Source organism: Burkholderia singularis (assembly GCF_900176645.1).
In the GTDB taxonomy this organism is placed as follows: Bacteria; Pseudomonadota; Gammaproteobacteria; order Burkholderiales; family Burkholderiaceae; genus Burkholderia; species Burkholderia singularis.
This window is the reverse complement of sequence record NZ_FXAN01000050.1, coordinates 67,281-85,747: the sequence shown is the minus strand read 5'-3', so window position 1 is coordinate 85,747 and position 18,467 is coordinate 67,281. Positions and strand designations below refer to the sequence as shown.

Below are 18,467 nucleotides of genomic sequence, written 5' to 3'. Positions count from 1 at the left end.
GTAACAGACGTTGAGACGAGCTAAGCATTTTGTGCAAGCGTCTCGCCGAATGGAACGATGGATTCGTGCTTTCTTTATCGATTATCGGCAATTGCGCGGGCGATCCGTTCTTCGCGGATGCGGGCGCGGCCGCTGCGATTGAGTGGCTTGGCCGCTTGTATGCGCGTGTATCGGTTTCTGAATGAGCCGCTGTATCGCCGTGTAGTGGCGTATTGCCGCGCTGCGCGGCGGGTGCCCGGCAGCCGCGCGTGCGATGCGTGCACGTGCCGTCAGCGCCGCTCGCGCGGAAAAATGCACGGCTGCATTTTCACGTACATATTCTGATTGACGCACGCGCGGCCCGCATAGTCGACGGTGACGGGCGTCGACGTGCCGGAGAGCATCGTGCCGTCCCGATGCTTGCCGGAGAGCGGGGCGCAGGCCGTCAACGCGATGCTTGCCGCGATGACGATGATCGACGTTTTCATCGTGGTCTCTTGCTCTGTTTGGATCGATGCGTCGATATTGCGGGCAGGCTCTCTACGCGAGCATGAGCGCAACATGACAAAATTGTCGGCGAGCGGTGATATGCAACGCCGGGATCCAACGTCTGCCTCACATGGCATGCCCGCCATTGCACGACCAGTCAAAAAAAATGCCGGACAGCGTGAAGCTGTCCGGCACAGACGGCGTGCGGCATTTGGGGGAATGCCGCACGCCTCGCGTGTTCCGGGAGAACACAATGACTCGCTTGAATCTCCTCGTCGTCGTGTGTGGTATGGATGGGTAGGACGAATCATAGCGAGCAAACGAAGCGTGAAGCTGACGCGAACATGAAATTTCTGTCACGCATGCCGAATGCTTCATGACGAAATTCTCATCCGGCTTTCATCTTGGCGTGCTGACTGATCTTCATAGTGGAGGCGCTGTCACTTGACAGTTTCTACTCGATGGAGAACGAACGATGAAGACGAAAACGATTGTGGCGGGAAGCGTGGCGATTGCGCTGTCGATGCTGGTGTCCACGCAGGCCGCATGGGCGCAGGGCAAGACGCGGGCCGAGGTCAAACAGGAACTGGTCCAGGCGCAACACGAGGGCATCGTGCCGGCAGGCAAGAACGATTACCCGCCGAGCAAGGCGCTCATCAAGCGAAACCAGGCGACGCATGCGGTTTCCGTTCATGGCGGCAAGTCGAGTGCGACGCTTGATGAGCACGACAAGCAAGCCGCCGCACGCTGAGTCCGGCGCGCCGCTCGTTTGCCTGCGGCTAGCCGGCGCGCGACGCGCGTGTTCCGGATTCGCGGTTGCGATACCGAAGCGCGCGTACCGCGCCGATCTCGCGGCCGGATCGCGCACCGCTCATGCTGAGCGCGGATTGGCCGGAAATTTCAACCAGAAGGTCGTGCGCACGTGCGGTTCGCTGTCGACACCGCACGTGCCGCCGTGGTCCTGCATGATCGAACGGACGATCGCGAGCCCGAGCCCCGTGCCGGAAGCCGAATTGTGCCGGGCGGGATCGACGCGATAGAAGCGCTCGAAGATATGTTCGCGATGCTGCGGTTCGATGCCGCGGCCGGTGTCCGAGACGCTGATCGTCGTGAAGTCGTCCGTCTGCTGGCATTCGATGGTGATCGTCGTGCCATGCGGCGCGTGATTCAGCGCGTTGCTGAGCAGATTGCTGAGCGCGCGGTGATAGAGCAGCGGGTCCGCCTGCACGTGCGCCTGTCCGCGCACCACGATGCTGACCATCGCATCCTCCGCGACCGCCTCGTAATACCCGGCAACGCGCTCGGCCTCCTCGGCCGCATCGAGCGTGCGGATGGCCAGATTGCTTTCGGCATTGTCCGAGCGCGCGAGAAAAAGCATGTCCTCGATCATCCTCGACAGACGGCGATACTCGTCGATGCTCGATTCGATCACGCTGCGGTATTCATCCGCCGTGCGCGGCTTGGACAGCGCGACTTGCGCTTCGGCGAGCAGATTCGTCAGCGGCGTGCGCATGTCGTGCGCGAGGTTCGATGAAAATTGGCTCAGGCGTGCGAACGAATCGTTAAGACGCGCGATCATTTCATTGAACGCGTGCTCCATTTCCTTCAATTCGCCGGACGTATCGAGCGCCGGCAACGGCTGCGCGAGGCGGCTCGTCGACATCTGCTCGGCGCGCGCGGCGAGCTGGCGCAGCGGGCTCAGTCCGAGCATCGCGATGCCGTAGGCGAGCGCGGCGGTCAGCATGACGCCGAGCACTTCGATCAGCACGATGGTATACGCATACGCGCGCAGCAGCGCGCGATCGTTTTTGCCGTCGTATTGGACGACGACGCTGACCGCGCGGTTGTCGGCATGGCGTAGCGGCACACTGGCGCCGAGATAGTGCAACGTCAGGCTGGGCGACGACGATTCGCTCGTCGCCGGCGATGACGGCCAGGCCGTGCGCGGCGAAGCGGCAACGAAGCCGCGCGTGCTGAACAGCTTGCGGCCGTCGGCGTCGATGATCGCCATGTCCAGGTTCTGATGCCCGTGCAATTGATCGGTCCACAGGCCCGCGTTGAGCGCGATGTCGTTGATGTCGCCGATGTCGGCAAGATGCGTGCGAATGGCATCGAGCGTCGCGGCCATCTCATGCGACGACGTGCTTTCGATGCGGTTGCGCAGCGCGCCATACAGGGCGATACCGCTCAGCGCGAGCGTTGCCGATGTCGCGAGGATGATCAGCGCCGTCATCCGGGCGCGCAGCGTGCGAGGCAGGATGCGTCTGATCATCGGCTCGCGGCGCTCCTGTCCTCGAGCACGTAGCCCATTCCGCGCACCGTATGAATCAGCTTGGGTTCGTATGCATCGTCGATTTTCGCGCGCAGCCGGCGGATGGCCGCATCGACGACATTCGTATCGCTGTTGAAATTCATGTCCCAAACCTGCGACGCGATGGTCGCGCGCGGCAGGATTTCGCCTTGGCGCCGCATCAGCAGCCACAGCAGTGCGAATTCCTTCGCCGTCAGCAGTACGACATCGCCCTGGCGGGTTGCTTTGCGCCGCGTAAGGTCGAGTTCGAGATCGGCGATCTTCATGATCGTCGATTCGCGTCCCTGGCCGCGGCGCAGGATCGAGCGCACGCGCGCGACCAGCTCGACGAAATCGAACGGCTTGACGAGATAATCGTCCGCGCCGAGTTCGAGGCCTTTTACGCGGTCGCCGACATCGTCGCGCGCGGTCAGGAACAGCACCGGCGTCGAGCGCTCGCGGCGCAGTTTCTCCAGCACGGTCCAGCCGTCCTGGCCGGGCAGCATCACGTCGAGAATGATGAGATCGTAGTCTTCAGTCTGCGCTTGATGCAGCCCGGTTACGCCGTCGTCTACCCAATCGGCGACGAACCCTGCCTCCGTCAGCCCTTTGCTTAGATAGATGCCGGTTTTCGGCTCGTCTTCGACGATCAGTATTCGCATGATTTCACCTCGATGATTCGCGTTGACGGCGCGGCGACATGGCGGCCGTCAGCCGCCCGGCACGCCCGCCGAGCACCGTGCGCAGCGATAGGGTATGCGCTACGCGATAGAGTACCGGTAAAACGAGCAGCGTTAGCGCGGTCGATGACAAAATACCGCCGATCACGACTGTCGCGAGCGGGCGCTGGACTTCGGCGCCCGTGCCGGTCGCGAACGCCATCGGCAGGAATCCCAACGATGCGACGAGCGCCGTCATCAGCACGGGGCGCAGGCGGGTCAGCGCGCCTTCGCGCACGGCCGCGTCGAGCGGCATGCCTTGTTCGCGCAAATTGCGGATGAACGCGATCATGACGAGCCCGTTGAGCACCGCGACGCCCGACAGAGCGATGAAACCGACGGCCGCCGTGATCGACAGCGGAATGCCGCGCAGCCACAGCGACATGACGCCGCCCGTCAGCGCGAACGGAATGCCGGTGAACACCAGCAACCCGTCCTTGACGTTGTTGAACATCGCGAACAGCAGCACGAACACCATCAGCAGCGCCACTGGCACGACGATCTTCAGCCGCTCGCTCGCGCTTTGCAACTGTTCGAACTGGCCGCCCCACGTCATCCAATAGCCAGACGGAATCGGCACCTCGGTGCGCAGCTTGGCCTGTGCGTCGGCGACGAACGAGCCGACATCGCGGCCTCGCACGTTCGCGCTGACGACGATCCGCCGCTTGCCGTCTTCGCGGCTGATTTGGTTTGGGCCCGGCGCGAGCGTGATCGTCGCGATTTCCGACAGCGGCACGAACCCGGCGCCGGGCGGCGTGTTGGCGGCTGTCGGGCCGCTTGCCTGCGTGAGCGGGAATGCGGTGGGTGCGGCGGCTGCCGCCGGCAGCGCGATCGGCAGCCGCTGGATCGCGTCCAGGTCCGAACGCAGCTCTTCGGGCAGGCGCACGACGATGTCGAAGCGCCGGTCGCCCTGGAACAGCGTGCTCGCGGCCTTGCCGCCGATCGCGGCCGAGATCGTGGCCTGCGCGTCGGCAATGTTGATGCCGTAGCGCGCGAGCTTGCCGCGATCAAGCTGGATCGTCAGCACCGGCAGGCCGGTGGTCTGCTCGACCTTGACCTCGGTCGCGCCTGGCACTTGCTGCAGGGCGTCAGCGATGCGCTTCGCGTTCGCGTCGAGTACGGCCATATCGTCGCCGAACAGCTTTACCGCGACGTCGCTGCGTACGCCGGAGATCAGCTCGTTGAAGCGAAGCTGGATCGGCTGCGAGAATTCGTACACATTGCCTGGAATCTTGTCGAGTTCGGCCTCGATTTGTGCGCGCAGCACGTCACGCGGCTTGGCCGGATCGGGCCAAGCCTGCGTGGGCTTGAGCATGATGTATGCATCGGACTGGTTCGGCGGCATCAAATCGGTCGCGACCTCGGCGGTGCCGGTGCGTGCGAAGATGCGTTCGATTTCGGGGATACGCGCCTTCAGCGTGGCCTCGATCTGCCGCTGCATGTCGAGCGACTGCGTGAGGCTCGTGCCGGGAATGCGCAGCGCGGACACCGAGAAATCCCCTTCGTTCAGGCTTGGAATGAATTCGCTGCCGAGCCTCGAGGCCACCAGCGCGGTTGCGACCACCACGACGCCGGTGCCGATCAGCACGCGCCGGGTATATCGCAGGCAAGAGTCGAGCACGGGGCCATACAGCCGGCGCGCCCAGCTCATCAGCCGGTTTTCCTTTTCCTCGACCTTCTCGCCGATGAACACGGCGACCGCGGCTGGAATGAACGTGACGGTCAGCACCATCGCGGCGGCGAGCGCGAGCACGACGGTCGTCGCCATCGGATGGAACATCTTCCCCTCGACACCCGAGAGCGCGAAGATCGGCAAATAGACGACCATGATGATGATCTGCCCGAAGATGAGCGCGCGGCGCGCTTCCTGCGACGCCGCATAGACCTCGGTGAAACGCTCGTCGCGCGTGAGCGGCCTGCCGAGCGCGGCTTGCGCATGGGACAGGCGCCGCACGCAGTTCTCGACGATCACGACCGCGCCGTCGATGATGATCCCGAAATCGAGCGCGCCCAGGCTCATCAGGTTCGCGCTGACCTTGGCGTTGACCATGCCGGTAAATGTCATCAGCATCGCGAGCGGAATAACGAGCGCGGTGATCAACGCCGCTCGCAGGTTGCCGAGAAACAGAAACAGGATCGCGATCACGAACAGCGCGCCTTCGAGCAGGTTCTTCTTGACGGTCGCGACGGCCTTGTCGACGAGCACCGTGCGGTCGTACACGGCGATCGCGCGCACGCCGGGCGGCAGCGACCGGTTTACGTCCTCCATTCTTTTCGACACCGCTTTCGCCACCGTCCGGCTGTTTTCGCCGATCAGCATGAACACGGTGCCGAGCACGACTTCGCGGCCGTTTTCGGTGGCCGCGCCCGTGCGCAGTTCGCGGCCGATCTCGACGCGCCCGACATCCTGCATGCGCACCGGCACGCCGCCCACATTGGTCAGCACGATGTTCGCGAGATCGTCGAGCGAGCGTGCCTGGCCCGGCACGCGCACCAGGTACTGCTCGCCGCGCTTTTCGATATAACCGGCGCCGACGTTGTCGTTGTTCGCCTGCACCGCACGCATCACGTCCGATAGCGACAATCCATACGACATCAGCTTGGCCGGATCGGGGGCGATCTGATATTCCTTCACGTAGCCGCCGATCGAGTTCACCTCGGTCACGCCGGGCACGTTGCGCAGCTGCATCCGGACCACCCAGTCCTGCAATTCTCGCAGATCGGTCGGCGTATAGCGGGTTCCGTCGGGCTTGCGCGCATTCGCGTCGGCCTCGATCGTCCACATATAGATCTCGCCGAGCCCGGTCGACGTCGGGCCCATGGTCGGCGCGACGCCTTCCGGCAAGCGGTCCTTCGCCTGCTGCAATCGTTCATTGACGAGCTGGCGCGCGAAATAGATGTCGGTGCCGTCCTTGAAGATCACGGTGATCTGCGAGATGCCGTAGCGCGAGATCGAACGCGTTTGCTCGAGATGCGGCAGGCCCGCCATGGCCGTCTCGAGCGGGTAGGTGACGCGTTGCTCGACTTCGAGCGGCGAATAGCCGGCGGCAGGCGTGTTGATTTGCACCTGAACGTTGGTGATGTCGGGCACGGCGTCGATCGGCAGCCGCTGGTAACTGTATGCGCCGAGCGCGGCGAGACCGAGCACCGCCAGCAGAACGAGCCAGCGGTGCGCGATGGAAAAGCGAATCAGGCGTTCGAACATGAGGGGAAATCCAATGCGATGAATTCACGGACGGCCGTGCGGGCGCGCGCGGCTCAGTCGTCGGCCGCGCTTTTTTCGAGATCGGCTTTCAGCACGAAACTGTTCGCCGCCGCGTAACGTTGGCCCGCGGCCAGGCCGCGCACGATTTCGGTGCGTTTGCCGTCGCGGCGGCCGATTTCGACGGGCTGCGCGACGAAGCCGCGCTTCGATTCGACGAATACGGTTGGCTGGCCGTCGACGGTTTGCAGCGCGTCGGTCTCGACCGCGACACTCACCGTTTGCGCGCCCGCATCGACGGTCACGTTGACGAACATGCCGGGACGCCACGCGCTGCCCGGATTCGGCAGCACGACGCGCGCGGGGGCGGTGCGGGTCTGCGCGCCGAGCAGGGCGCCCACGTATGCAATCTGACCACGCGCCTGCGATTCGAACGCGGCTGCACTCACAGTCGCCTGCTTGCCGACGCGCACGTCGCCAAGCCGCTGCGGCGGCACGGCCATCTCGGCCCAAACCGTTGACAGATCGGCCAGCACGAACAGATTGGCGTCGGCGCTCACCGCTTCGCCGGGCGCGACGTGCTTCTCGACGATCGTGCCGGCAAACGGCGCGCGCAATTCATAGCGATTGAGCGCGCCGGACGCCGGCGCATTGATCGCCGACAACTTCTGCTGGGCGTTCTGCACGGCGATTTCCGCCTCGCGCAGCTGTACCTGGGCGGCTTGATAATCCTGTTCGGCCGAGATGCGCTCCTCCCACAGTTTCTTTTCTCGCTCGTAGACCTGCCGTGCGCCGGTCAGACGCTTTTGCGCGGTGAGCAACTCGCTGCGCCGGTCCGACAAATCGGTGCTCGCGATCACCGCCAGCACCTGGCCCTTCGATACCTGCTCGCCGACCGACACCCCGACTCGCTCGACAACGCCCGCCACGCGCGGCACGATATGCGCGGTGCGGTCTTCGTTGAACTTGATTTCTCCGGGAAGCTGGAAACTGTCGACGATCTGCGCGGGACCGGCTTGCGCGACGCCGATCCGGGCCGCGCCGATTTGTTCGCCGGTCAGCGCGATCGCGCCATCGGTTCGTGAGAACGCAAACGTCGCAGCCATGTTTTCGGCTTTCACCTCGATCGCAGCGTCGAAGACGTGCGGTTTGGCGATCGCCGGCTCGGACGTGAAGCGCGCGGCGGACTGCGTGAAGCGCAGCGCGATGCGGCTGCCGTCGTAGCGCGTCAACGTGCCGGAAACGGCGGCGCCTTTTGCGACAGGCTTGCCGTCGACGAGAGGGACGACAATCAGGCGCGCGTCGCCCGGTTTTTCCGACAACTGAATGTTGGCCGCCAGCCGGCCCTGCGTGAGCACCACCCCGCCATCCTGGCCGGGCTGTGCGCCGCGCGCGTCGGGTGCCGTGCCCGGGCCGGGCGCGGCCGGTTGGGACGGAATGCGTGCGATTGCCACGGCGATGGCGAGCGCACAAGCGGCGAGCGCGGCGGAGAGAATCAGGTTCTTGCGTCGCATGGCGAAAGTTTCAAGGAAGTTGGGCGAGAGGGCGGGACGGGGCCGGCTGCGCTGCGCCGACCAGCCGGTCGAGATCCGTGCGGGCTTGTTGAGCGTCGGCGAGCGCCTTCACGTAGCGCGACTGCTCGGCGAACAGTGTGCGCTGGGCGTCGAGCACGTCGAGGAAGCCGAACTTGCCGAGTTGATAGCCGCGCGACATCGCGTCGAGCGCTTGCCGCGCGGCGGGCAATACGTCGTCTTTCAAACGCCGGGCCTGTGCTGTCGCGCGTTCGTAATCCGCATACGCCTGCGTCAGTTCGAGCCGCAGCCGCGCGCGCGCGCTGTCGAAATCGGCATCGGCTTTCTTGGCCAGATGCACTGCTTCGAGCAGCGCGCCCCGGTTGGTGTCGAACAGCGGCAGCGGAATCGACACGCCGACGACGGCCTGGTTATACGGCGAACCGGCCGCGACGACGCGCTTGAACCCCGCGCTGACGGTAATGTCCGGAATGCGCTTGGCCTGCTCGATCGCGATGCGCGCGTTGCTGCGCTGCATGTCGGCTTTTGCCGCGCGCGTGAGGGGCGCGTCGTCGAGCCGGGCGAGCAGCTCGCTCAGCGGCTCGACGTCGGGCACGGCTTCGAGATCGCCGGTTGCGGTGCGGCCGCGCACGTCCGCGCTGCCGGTTACGTTGACGAGCCGGGCAAGCGCTGCTGCCGTTTGCGTTTGTGCGCTCATCAGCTCGATCTGCGCTCCCGCCTGTGCGACGCGCGCCTTGGTTGCCTCGACCGGCGACACCTTGCCCGCGCGGGCGCGCTTGTCGGCCAGCTCGGCGGAGCGGGCGGCGATCGTCGCGGATTCCTCCGCGACTTGCTGTTGCCGCTGCGCCGCCAGGAGTCCGTAGAACGCGCTCGTCACGTCGGCCCGCAGCGCCGCCGTGCGGACGTCGAGCGACGCGAGTGCGAATTCGCGGCCGTATGACGCGGCGTCGAGCCGGGAGCGGCGCTTGCCGCCAAGCTCGATCGTCTGGTTGATCATGCCGGTGGTGGTGCGCTCCCGCGCGCTGAAACCTTCCTGCAGCACCGATACGCTAGGATTCGGCCGGGCGCCGGCCTGGATCAGCGTGCCCACCGATGCATCTGCTTCGGCGCGCGCGCTGCGCAGCAGCGGATTGTTCGCGGCGGCGAGACTGAGTGCGTCGTCAAGCGACAGCGCACGGGGCGCGGCGGCCGATGCGGAGGTGGGCGGCCCTTCGTCGGATGGCGCGGCGGTGGCGGGCAAGACGGGCGCGACCTGGAGCGAAACGGGTTGGGCGAATGCCCGGGCCGTCGGCGCCGCGATCGCGACCGACAAGGCCGCGGCGAGAATACGCTTGAGCATGATCGATCGTGTCCTGGAGAAACGCGATCGATGCTACGGACGTGGTGCGATGCAAACATGAGATGAACATGATATTTCCGTCATGTTTGCCGGAGGCGGGGCGCGCCGTCCATACGAAAAAGGCGGCCGCACGGGCCGCCGTTTGCAAGGCGATGTAGCGACGATACAGGCGCGATCGGTCGATTTGCCGATCAATCCGCTTGCTGCCCGGGCGCATCGTCGGCTGCCTGGCAGCTTGGCGCTTCGCAGTTGGAGGAGGGGGCGTCGCGGCTCGGCGCCGGTTTTTCGCTGCGAACCGATTTGTGCTCCTTGAACACGCGCTCGGGCATGCCGTGCGCAAACGCGGAACCCGATGCTGCCGCGAGCATGGCCGCGGCGGCGAAGGCAAGAGGTTTCATGAGTGTGTCGCTCCTTGGTGACCCTGGTTCAGGGAATGGCCTCAGTTTGGCGCGCGCGCGAAGCGTGGCGATGACCGCAACATGAAAATTTGGACACGAACTGCGCGTGGGGGCACCCAAGCATCCACGAGGCCCGTGCCGGTGTGCGGGCGGGGGAGCCGTTCATCCGCGCACGCGGCCGGCGACCGAAAAAGGGATCGGAGCCGGGTTGATGCCGGCAACGTTGCCGTTATTCATGTTGGCGAATGCGACCTATGCTGGAAATATCGCGTGTATGAGGCCGCCACAAGATGCGGCGCTTTTTTTCAGACGAGGTGTGCGATGTCAATGTCGACCAGGTTGCAGGACTGCTTGCGCGAAAAAGCTTCGCGCTACGAAATCATTTATCACCCGTACAGCTATTCGAATATGGAGGCGGCGTCGGCCGCGCATATTCCCGGCGAGCGTCTCGCGAAGACAGTCCTGCTGGAGGACGAGGACGGCTATGTCGCCGCGGTGCTGCCGGCAACGCATGCGATACGGCTGTCCGAGCTTTGGACCCGCACCGGGCGTCATCTGGTGCTCGCGAAGGAAAGCGAGTTGCGAGTGCTTTTCAACGATTGCGATTGGGGTGCGGTGCCGCCCGTGTGCATGGCATACGGCATGCAGACTTTCCTCGACGAAAGCCTTGCGCGGCAGCCTGATATTTATTTCGAAGCCGGCGATCATCGGGAATTGATCCATATGGAGCGCGACGAATTTCTCGCGTTAATGGACCGGGCCGAGCGTGCGAGCTTCGCGCATAGAATCCGGCACGTGTCGGGATGAGCGTCGCATTCGCGGCGTCAGGCGCTTCGTCATCCGAATGCAATGGCGCGCGCACGGGCCGTCCACGCAGGCGGTTGCGGCAGGTGGCCGTGCCGTGGCACGCCGCGCCTGCGCGTGGTCCGATGCACATCGGTGCCGTCGGGCGTCGAATCCGGATCAGCGAACCGGACGGCGCGGTAATCGCCCAAGCGCGGCCTGTCATATACTCGATCCGATTTGAAATTCGTTTCGGCGCCGGCGCCGCCAACGTTCGCCCGTCAGAGGCTTGTGATCACGCAGGTCAGCGGGGCATGACGGCGTGCATGAGCGCCCAAGGCATCTTTTTGGCCGGATGCGTTTCGACCCACGACGAAAAACCAGCAAAAACGGAGCCGAGCTGCATGTATTCGATCCTGCCAGCGTTTGTGTCTGCGCTCTTTCTCGGATTTGGCGCCTATGTGTGGCTGACCGACGGCATGACACGGCGATCGATACCGTTCGTGCTGATGTGCATGGCGACGTTCGCATGGCAGGGAACCTGGTCGTTTTTGTTCCAGACCACCCAGCCGGCCATTGCCGCCGTGCTGGTGAAGATCGGCTACGTTTTCATTCTGTTTTTGCCGACGACGTTCTATCACTTCATGACGGAAGTGGTCGGCAGGCGCGATGAACGTCCGTTGCTGCTCGCTTCGTATGGCTTGTGCGTGATGCTGGCAGTGTTGCTGCTGACGGGCGACGAAGTCGTCGACGGCTTTCGCCGCTATGCTTTCGGCGATTATCCGAAAGCCGGGCGTTTGCATCCCGTCCATGTCTTGCAAACGATGGCGCTTGCCCTGCGCAGTGCATGGCTGCTGATCGGCGCGCGGCGCGCGGCGCGCACGCGCGACCAGCGCAGGCTCTTCAACCTTTGCTTGCTCAGCTTGAGCCTGTATTCGCTCGCCGCGATCGACTATGCCGTCAACTACGGTTATCCGTTCTATCCGCCGGGCGTCATTTTCATCGCGATCAGCCTCGGCATACTTGCGGTAACGATCGTGCGTTACCGCCTGATGCGTCCGTTTCTGGTGGCGGCAACCGTCGCGCACGAGGTCGCGACGCCGCTTGCGGCGATCGGCATGTACGGCGAGGAACTGGGCAGTGCGCTGCCGGCGTTGCTCAGCGGATATCAGCTTGCGGTGAAGCACCGGCTCGTCGACGGCGATTTCGAACCGGGGCAGCTCGAGCGTCTTCCTTCGCTGGTTGCCGCGATTCGCCGGCAGGTCGACAGCACGCACGCGATGGTGGAAATGTCTCTTGCGATGTTTACGATCAACCGCGTGGACCGTCGCACCTTCGCTTCGCATTCGATCCGACAATGCATCGATACGGCGCTGGCCAGCTACCCGTTTTCCTCCGGCGAGCGCGAGCGCATCCATGTGATGCCGATCGACCCGCAACTGCGCTTCTTCGGCTCGGATTCGTTGATGCTGTTCGTCGTATTCAATCTGCTGAAGAACGCATTGCACGCAACGACGGGCACAAAGGGCAGCCGCGTCGAGATCAGCGCCGAGCGCGCGGGCGGATATTGCGCATTGCGCATCTGCGATACGGGGCCCGGCATCGCGGCCGACGTGCTGCCGCACATCTTCGATCCGTTTTTCTCCACTAAATCGCACGGCCGTGGCGCCGGGCTCGGATTGGCGTTTTGCCGCCGTGTATGCGAAGTGTTCGGCGGCAATATTTCATGCGAATCGATCCCGGGATCGCCGACCACCTTCACGCTCAAATTGCCGGAACCGCAGACGGCTGCATGATCGGGGTCGGTGCGATCCCGCATCGGCATGCCCGGCGCGAGAGCGCCGGGCTGGACGATGCCAGCCGGGGCCGGTTAGTTATCGAATGACGGCAGGCTCAATTCATATTCCTTGACTCGCTCGAGCACGCCCGCCGGGAAGCGCCGAATGCGCTTGTCCGGTCCCGCGAACAGGATCTGCTGGTAGCCGAGCGAAACGGGACGCCCATCCACGTAGAAACGGAACAGCAGGTACGCCGAGCATTGCCTGATTTGAAAGGTATTCAGATAGCAGTCGACGCGCTGAAACGGAAACGTCTCCTGCACGTATTCCTGGTGCGCGCGCTTCGTGATGAATGTGCCGCCGGCGGCCAGCAGATTGCCGTCGACGCATTCGTGAAACCAGCGCTCACGGCATATGCCTTGCCATTCGAAATATCGGGAGAAGTAGGTGTTCATGAACGCATTGGAATCCTTTAGATAAATATCGATAACGTGATGAAACGTCTTGCGCGTCGTCGTTTGGATTTCCGACGACAGCAGCGCGGTGTGACGAAACAGGGCTTGAGGGATTGCGTCTTTGGACAGCATGGAATGCTCCTGAGGAACAGCTGCTTGCGGCAGCGGCGCACGCCTTCGAGATGAGGGCATGTCTTATTTTGGATTCGCGGCACGCAGAGGGGGGCCAGGCCTTTACAGCCGTTGCGGGATTTCGAAGCGCCATATCTGGAGCAATCATGCTGCGCGGTTGGCCTGGACCGTGCTGGCTGGTCGGCGCGTCGGCATTTACCCGGCGCTGTGGCATTGATCCGCTCGTCAGGCGCGCCGCGAACCGCGGCAGATGGCGCGGTTCGGACGTATCCGTGCGCGGGAAGGGGGCGCGTAGTTGCCGGCGGTCGTCGAGATGTTCGATAATTTGCTTTCAGAAAGAGGGTTCTTGCGCGGAATCGCCGCCTGATGACGACATGGGCCTTGTTCTATTCACGTTCTTCGGGCCCGCTATGAGCCGCTTTGCCAAGCAACCGGTGTTCTACCCCGTGTCGGTGGTTTTTCTTGACGACAATCCCGATTTTCTCGACGCGCTGCGCGGAATCCTCCGCAACGAACACCTGCACCATTTTTTTAACGCGCCGGACGAAGCGTTGAATTTCATGTTGAAGCATGGCCGTCGTGTGACGCCACAGCGTTTATCGGGCGCCGAATATTCGGAGTTCGAAAAGAAAGGCCTCAATGCGTTCGGCCAAGATCCGCTGACCGACGCCGCCCGATTCGACGAAGTGGCGGCAATCGTCGTCGATTATCAAATGGGCGAGATCAATGGCGTCGAATTCCTTGCTTCTCTCAGCGACGTTGCCTGCGCGAAAATCCTGCTTACCAGTGTGGCGAGCGAGCGTGAAGCCGTCGATGCATTCAACGACGGGTTGATCGATTTGTATCTGAAGAAATCCGCGCCGGACATGACCCGCAAGCTGACTGCTGCGCTTGCCGACGCAAAGGTGCGGCACTGCGCCGAACGAGGGCACATCGGCGTGCACGGCATTGGATCGGCGTATTGCGACGCCAGGGCGATCGCGGCGATGCGCACGATTGTCGAGCGCGAGCGCATCGTCGAGTATTACTGGCGTCCTGAACAAAATGTCGTTTTGATGTTCGATGCTCATGGCCAACCGAGCGTTTTTCTTGCGTGGGACGACGACGAATGGGCGTTCCAGTGCGACGTTCTGACCGATGAGGGCGGAGATGCCGATATGCGGCGCGAGATGGAGGCGCGCCGTGTGATGCCGCTGTTCTGGCCATTTCAGGCTTACCGCTCCGGAATGATGTCGATTCGATCGACCTCGCCGATCGCCATCCCCGGCTGGGATGGCGCTTTTTATGGCTGGAGCCCGGTGGATGCGCCGGTGCTCGACGTCGACACGTGGACGTTTGCCCGCTGGCGCGCAGCGCATGCCGGGCAACGGCGCTGATCGGGAGTTCGATCGCAGTGTTGCCGGTACGCACGTTGCCGCGACGCTCTGAGAGCGGTTGATAAGAGAAACGCGCCACACCGGCTCTGCGTCGTTGCAATCGCATCGGTTCAACGCGCTTTATTCGGTTTCGTCGACCAGGCATGCATCGGCGTGCTTGTCTCAGGCGCGCCGGAATTTGCCTGATGCCAGACGTGACGTAACACACTGCGGTTTTTTGCCGCTGGCGCTGCTCACATCGCACCCATAGCCGGTGCGGAGCGCCCCTCCTCCCCGGATCCCGTCAGACCCTTTCGAAGATTCGCGACATACGTATAGCCTCGCGGCGATTTTTGAAAATATAAATTTCATAAAAAGAAAAAATCGTGCGCATGGTACATTTTATTAATAAGTAACGGAACACATTCGATAAATTTTGTTTGCGTGTGAAAAAGATAAACTTGGCCATGTCGTTGGTTGTGAAAGTAAAATAGTAAAGGGAATTTAATTTCAATTTTGTTTGAATAATTTTCAAAATTGTACTGATAGCATCGCTTCGAAGGATTTTGGGTGATTGATTGGTAATTAACGGATTTATAATTGAAATGATTGTTGATGAATCGTCGGGGTAAATCGAATGAACGTGCTGGCGAGTTGATGCGTGCGATTCATTGCCTTTTTGCATCTTGTCCCTGGAGTGTCAAGACGTGCGAATGACGAGGCATGCTCGCGGTTGCGTCCGCTGATTTTCGGGTGCAAGTTATAGCTAAGAAGGCTGGTAGTGCAATGAAGACGCTAAAAATACCGGACGGTCCGAGAGATCGATGGCTGGGCGTGCCGCACATTTACGCAATGAGGCGGAATTTCCTGAAATTTTTCTCGAATTTACATCGACGCTACGGTGATGCCGTTCATCTACGAATACTGGGGCGTCGATATTTCAGTTTTTTTCATCCAGATCTGATCCGCGAAGTACTTGTCGACAACGACGATGCATTCATTCGCTGGAAAACCGGAATCCGCATTTTCACCAAGACCCACGGACATGGCGTATTGACGTCGGAAGGCGATGTATGGCGCCGCCAGCGGCGTTTTTTGCAGCCGGTGTTCTCTACGCGGGCGCTGGCTGAATTCGCGAAGCAGGTCGCCGGCGCGGCCGATACCGCGCTGGAAAAGCTGCCTGTCGACGTGCCGTTTCGCTATGGTGCCGCGATGGGCGAGCTGGCCGTCGACGTGATTCTCGGCAGCATGTTTCGCAATGCGGCGCAATTTTCCGGCGGTGATGTCGACCGCGCAGTGACGTCGCTTGCCGAAGCCGCGTATCGCGATATGTTCATGCCGGTTCAGTGGCCCGATTGGCTGCCGTTTCCGACCGAGCGCAGCCGGCATCTTGCGATGCTGCAACGGCTGATCGGTCAATGCATGGCCGACCGCAGGCACCATCCCGGCGGCTATCACGATTGGGTTTCGCTGTTGCTCGAAGGACAGGGCACGCAGGGCGGGCGGCCCGACGAACAGGAAATCTTCGATCAGGCGATCACGCTGTTCCTCACGCGTCACGAAACGACCGTCGCCACGCTCGAATGGATCGGCTGGGTGCTTGCGTCCCGCCCCGAACTCGCCGCGCGTGCGGTGGCCGAGGTTGATGCGGTGTTGGAAGGCCGTATGCCGGGCTACGACGACATCGCGAAACTGCCGATGCTCGGCCAGACGATTCGCGAAACGATGCGTCTTTATCCCGTCGCGCCCGCGCTCTTCATGCGCCAGGCGGTGCGCGACGTCGAAATCGGCGGCTGGGACGTGCCTAAAGGCTCGTTCGTCGCACTGCAAAACTTCGAGGTTCATCGGGATCCGCGCTGGCATCCCGATCCCAATCGATTCGACATCGATCGTTTCGCGCCCGAAAACACGAAGCGCATCGCCCGCGGCGCGTATTTCCCGTTCGGCATGGGGCCGAGAGCTTGCGTCGGGATGAACTTCGCGCTGATGGAACTCACGATTGTCTACGCGATGCTGCTGCAACGCTTCGAATTGCGGCTCGAGCATGCTCAGGCGGACCCCGGCTGGGCGTTCACGGTCGCGTTACGGCCCGAACAGCCGGTGGAAATCGTTCTCACGCGCCGCATCGACGCGCTCAATGTACCAAGGGTCTTCGCCTGCGCGGCGAACGATTCTTAGGACGACCAATGACCGACGGGCGTGATCGCTCCCGCCGGCGGAAACCAAAAGGATTATCAGATGCAACTGATCATCGATACTTTGTGCGCGAGATCCGCGGCGACGCCCGAACAAACGGCGTTCGAATTTCTGTCGACGACGGGTGCGCCGCTCTCGGCGCTGAGCTATCGCGCACTGGAGCGCGCGGCGGCGGGCGTGGCGGCAATGTTGCGCGCGCGCGGCGTGCCAGCGGGCGCGCGCGTGCTGTTGCTGTGTCAGCCGGGGCCGGATTACGTCGCTGCGTTCTTCGGTTGCCTGCATGCCGGCGCGGTCGCGGTGCCGCTTTACCCGCCGAGAAACCGTCTTCACGTCGCTCGGATCGTCAGCGTGCTGCATGACGCGGGCGCGAGCGTCGTATTGTCCAGCCGACAGAGCATCGAGCGGTGCGGCGCGTTCTTTGCCGAGCAAGGCGTATCCGAATCGATGCTCGTCGCCGTCGACGGCGATGCGCTTCGCGATGCCGAGCCAGGCACCCCGGCCGCGCAGCGCGCCGACGCGCTCGCGTTCCTGCAGTACACGTCCGGTACGACAGGCGATCCGAAAGGCGTGATGATCTCGAACGGCAATCTCGCCCATCATCTTGAGATGCTCAACGCGTGGCTGGGCGGCGAGCCCGGCGGCACAATGGTGAGCTGGCTGCCACCGTATCACGACATGGGGCTCATCAGCGGCCTGCTCGCGCCGGTGGCGGGCGGCTATCCGTGCGTGCTGATGCCGCCCGAATCGTTCGCGCAGAATCCGTTCGTGTGGCTCGATGCGGTGAGCCGCCATCGCGCGACGATCAGCGGCGGCCCGAACTTCGCATACGGGATGTGCTGCAAGCGCTTGACCGACGAGCAAATCGCGACGCTCGACCTGAGCCGCTGGCGGCTCGCGTTCAACGGCGCGGAGCCTGTGCGGCAAAAGACGATCGACGCGTTCGCTCAGCGTTTCGCGGCCGCGGGCTTCGAGCCTTTGGCGATGGCGCCGTGCTACGGGCTGGCCGAGGCCACGCTGCTGGTCGCCGGGCATGAGCCGAACACATTGGCGCATGGGCTGGACGTCGATCGGCAAATTCTGCAGGATGAACGCCGCGCGGCGCCCGCGCGTGACGCATCGCCGATGGCGCGCGACGACGCGGCGCGCTGGCGCTCGATTGCATGCATCGGCCGCGTAACGGGCGGCCAGCACGTGTTGATCGTCGATCCGGAGTCGGGCGAGCCTTGCGCGGACGGCCGGGTCGGCGAGATCTGCGTCGCCGGACCGAGCGTCGCGCAGGGCTACTGGCGGCGTCCCGGGCTGAGCGAGGCGGTGTTCCGCACAGTGCGCGACGGCGTTGCCGGCCGCGCCTACATGCGCTCGGGCGATCTCGGCTTTCTGCTGGACGGCGAACTGTACGTGACGGGGCGTCTGAAGGACATGATCGTGATCTCGGGACGGAACTACTACTCGGAAGATCTCGAGCAGACGGTCACGGCGACCCAGGAGAAGGTGGTTCCGAACGGCTGCGCGGCGTTCGTCGCGGACCACGACGAGCGCGAGAACCTCGTCATCGTCGCCGAGATCGAGCGTGTCGAGCGTCACGGCAATCTGAACGATGTCGTGACGGACATCCAAAAAGAAATCTGGCTCAAACACGAAGTCAATCCGCATTCGGTATTCCTCGTCTCGCCGGGGCAATTGCCGAAGACGTCGAGCGGCAAGGTGCGCCGCAAGGCGTGCCGTCGGGCGCTCGAAGCGGGCGAACTCAAGGTGCTCGCCTACTGGAACGGCGCGGGCTGACGCCCGGCGCCGCACGCGCTTTCCCACACGGGCCTTCC

At 63.2% G+C, this 18,467-nt stretch carries 14 protein-coding genes; 6 read left to right on the top strand and 8 right to left on the bottom strand.

The window, feature by feature from the left end:
• Nucleotides 1-269: 269 nt before the first annotated feature.
• Nucleotides 270-467, bottom strand: a complete 198-nt coding sequence (locus BSIN_RS10340; RefSeq protein ID WP_059514314.1) for a hypothetical protein — start codon at nt 465-467, stop codon at nt 270-272.
• Between the two features lie 476 nt (nt 468-943).
• On the opposite strand from BSIN_RS10340, the gene BSIN_RS10335 reads away from it, so the two are divergent.
• Nucleotides 944-1,219: a DUF4148 domain-containing protein gene (locus tag BSIN_RS10335; RefSeq protein WP_089340416.1), complete on the top strand. Its 276-nt coding sequence runs from the start codon at nt 944-946 to the stop codon at nt 1,217-1,219.
• 120 nt (nt 1,220-1,339) lie between these two features.
• On the opposite strand, the gene BSIN_RS10330 is transcribed toward BSIN_RS10335, so the two are convergent.
• From BSIN_RS10330 to BSIN_RS25815, 6 genes are all read right to left on the bottom strand, one after another.
• Nucleotides 1,340-2,740 carry a heavy metal sensor histidine kinase gene (locus tag BSIN_RS10330; RefSeq protein WP_089340415.1) on the bottom strand — a complete coding sequence of 467 codons (1,401 nt, stop codon included), beginning with the start codon at nt 2,738-2,740 and terminating at the stop codon, nt 1,340-1,342.
• Nucleotides 2,737-3,420, bottom strand: a complete 684-nt coding sequence (irlR, locus tag BSIN_RS10325; RefSeq protein WP_059514306.1) for a heavy metal response regulator transcription factor IrlR — start codon at nt 3,418-3,420, stop codon at nt 2,737-2,739. The genes BSIN_RS10330 and irlR overlap by 4 nt, the downstream gene beginning before the upstream one ends.
• A 4-nt stretch (nt 3,421-3,424) precedes the next feature.
• Entirely contained in the window at nt 3,425-6,682 is a 3,258-nt protein-coding gene (locus BSIN_RS10320) for an efflux RND transporter permease subunit (RefSeq protein WP_089340414.1), read from the bottom strand.
• 53 nt (nt 6,683-6,735) lie between these two features.
• The gene (locus BSIN_RS10315; RefSeq protein ID WP_089340413.1) at nt 6,736-8,193 is read right to left on the bottom strand and encodes an efflux RND transporter periplasmic adaptor subunit; all 1,458 of its coding nucleotides are present in this window, start codon (nt 8,191-8,193) and stop codon (nt 6,736-6,738) included.
• 10 nt (nt 8,194-8,203) lie between these two features.
• Complete coding sequence (locus BSIN_RS10310) at nt 8,204-9,550, bottom strand: TolC family protein (protein ID WP_089340412.1); 1,347 nt, start codon at nt 9,548-9,550, stop codon at nt 8,204-8,206.
• 191 nt (nt 9,551-9,741) lie between these two features.
• Nucleotides 9,742-9,948, bottom strand: a complete 207-nt coding sequence (locus BSIN_RS25815; RefSeq protein ID WP_089340411.1) for a hypothetical protein — start codon at nt 9,946-9,948, stop codon at nt 9,742-9,744.
• A gap of 321 nt (nt 9,949-10,269) precedes the next feature.
• Between BSIN_RS25815 and BSIN_RS10300 the strand changes: the two genes are divergently transcribed.
• Both BSIN_RS10300 and BSIN_RS10295 read left to right on the top strand, forming a co-directional pair.
• Nucleotides 10,270-10,755, top strand: coding sequence for an aminoacyl-tRNA deacylase (locus BSIN_RS10300; RefSeq protein ID WP_059514291.1), 486 nt, complete (start codon nt 10,270-10,272; stop codon nt 10,753-10,755).
• Nucleotides 10,756-11,135: 380 nt separating this feature from the next.
• On the top strand, nt 11,136-12,527 hold the full coding sequence (locus tag BSIN_RS10295; RefSeq protein ID WP_089340410.1) for a sensor histidine kinase: 1,392 nt from the start codon (nt 11,136-11,138) through the stop codon (nt 12,525-12,527).
• A gap of 74 nt (nt 12,528-12,601) precedes the next feature.
• Here BSIN_RS10295 and BSIN_RS10290 read toward each other — a convergent pair whose 3' ends face one another.
• Nucleotides 12,602-13,096 (bottom strand): acyl-CoA thioesterase, encoded by a 495-nt coding sequence (locus BSIN_RS10290; RefSeq protein WP_059514284.1) that lies wholly within the window; start codon nt 13,094-13,096, stop codon nt 12,602-12,604.
• Between BSIN_RS10290 and BSIN_RS10285 the strand changes: the two genes are divergently transcribed.
• The 3 genes from BSIN_RS10285 to BSIN_RS10275 all read left to right on the top strand — a co-directional run bounded on the left by BSIN_RS10285 (nt 13,078) and on the right by BSIN_RS10275 (nt 18,429).
• The gene (locus tag BSIN_RS10285) at nt 13,078-14,472 is read left to right on the top strand and encodes a response regulator (protein WP_256583735.1); all 1,395 of its coding nucleotides are present in this window, start codon (nt 13,078-13,080) and stop codon (nt 14,470-14,472) included. The genes BSIN_RS10290 and BSIN_RS10285 overlap by 19 nt on opposite strands.
• A gap of 702 nt (nt 14,473-15,174) precedes the next feature.
• Nucleotides 15,175-16,629 (top strand): cytochrome P450, encoded by a 1,455-nt coding sequence (locus BSIN_RS10280; RefSeq protein ID WP_089340408.1) that lies wholly within the window; start codon nt 15,175-15,177, stop codon nt 16,627-16,629.
• Nucleotides 16,630-16,689: 60 nt separating this feature from the next.
• Complete coding sequence (locus BSIN_RS10275) at nt 16,690-18,429, top strand: fatty acyl-AMP ligase (protein WP_143757399.1); 1,740 nt, start codon at nt 16,690-16,692, stop codon at nt 18,427-18,429.
• Nucleotides 18,430-18,467 lie beyond the last annotated feature (38 nt).

What these genes read in the sequence shown, in the direction of transcription:
- BSIN_RS10340 (WP_059514314.1), bottom strand. Translation starts at nt 467, where the DNA reads ATGAAAACGTCGATCATCGTCATCGCGGCAAGCATCGCGTTGACGGCC.
- BSIN_RS10335 (WP_089340416.1), top strand. Translation starts at nt 944, where the DNA reads ATGAAGACGAAAACGATTGTGGCGGGAAGCGTGGCGATTGCGCTGTCG.
- BSIN_RS10330 (WP_089340415.1), bottom strand. Translation starts at nt 2,740, where the DNA reads ATGATCAGACGCATCCTGCCTCGCACGCTGCGCGCCCGGATGACGGCG.
- irlR (WP_059514306.1), bottom strand. Translation starts at nt 3,420, where the DNA reads ATGCGAATACTGATCGTCGAAGACGAGCCGAAAACCGGCATCTATCTA.
- BSIN_RS10320 (WP_089340414.1), bottom strand. Translation starts at nt 6,682, where the DNA reads ATGTTCGAACGCCTGATTCGCTTTTCCATCGCGCACCGCTGGCTCGTT.
- BSIN_RS10315 (WP_089340413.1), bottom strand. Translation starts at nt 8,193, where the DNA reads ATGCGACGCAAGAACCTGATTCTCTCCGCCGCGCTCGCCGCTTGTGCG.
- BSIN_RS10310 (WP_089340412.1), bottom strand. Translation starts at nt 9,550, where the DNA reads ATGCTCAAGCGTATTCTCGCCGCGGCCTTGTCGGTCGCGATCGCGGCG.
- BSIN_RS25815 (WP_089340411.1), bottom strand. Translation starts at nt 9,948, where the DNA reads ATGAAACCTCTTGCCTTCGCCGCCGCGGCCATGCTCGCGGCAGCATCG.
- BSIN_RS10300 (WP_059514291.1), top strand. Translation starts at nt 10,270, where the DNA reads ATGTCAATGTCGACCAGGTTGCAGGACTGCTTGCGCGAAAAAGCTTCG.
- BSIN_RS10295 (WP_089340410.1), top strand. Translation starts at nt 11,136, where the DNA reads ATGTATTCGATCCTGCCAGCGTTTGTGTCTGCGCTCTTTCTCGGATTT.
- BSIN_RS10290 (WP_059514284.1), bottom strand. Translation starts at nt 13,096, where the DNA reads ATGCTGTCCAAAGACGCAATCCCTCAAGCCCTGTTTCGTCACACCGCG.
- BSIN_RS10280 (WP_089340408.1), top strand. Translation starts at nt 15,175, where the DNA reads ATGCTCGCGGTTGCGTCCGCTGATTTTCGGGTGCAAGTTATAGCTAAG.
- BSIN_RS10275 (WP_143757399.1), top strand. Translation starts at nt 16,690, where the DNA reads ATGCAACTGATCATCGATACTTTGTGCGCGAGATCCGCGGCGACGCCC.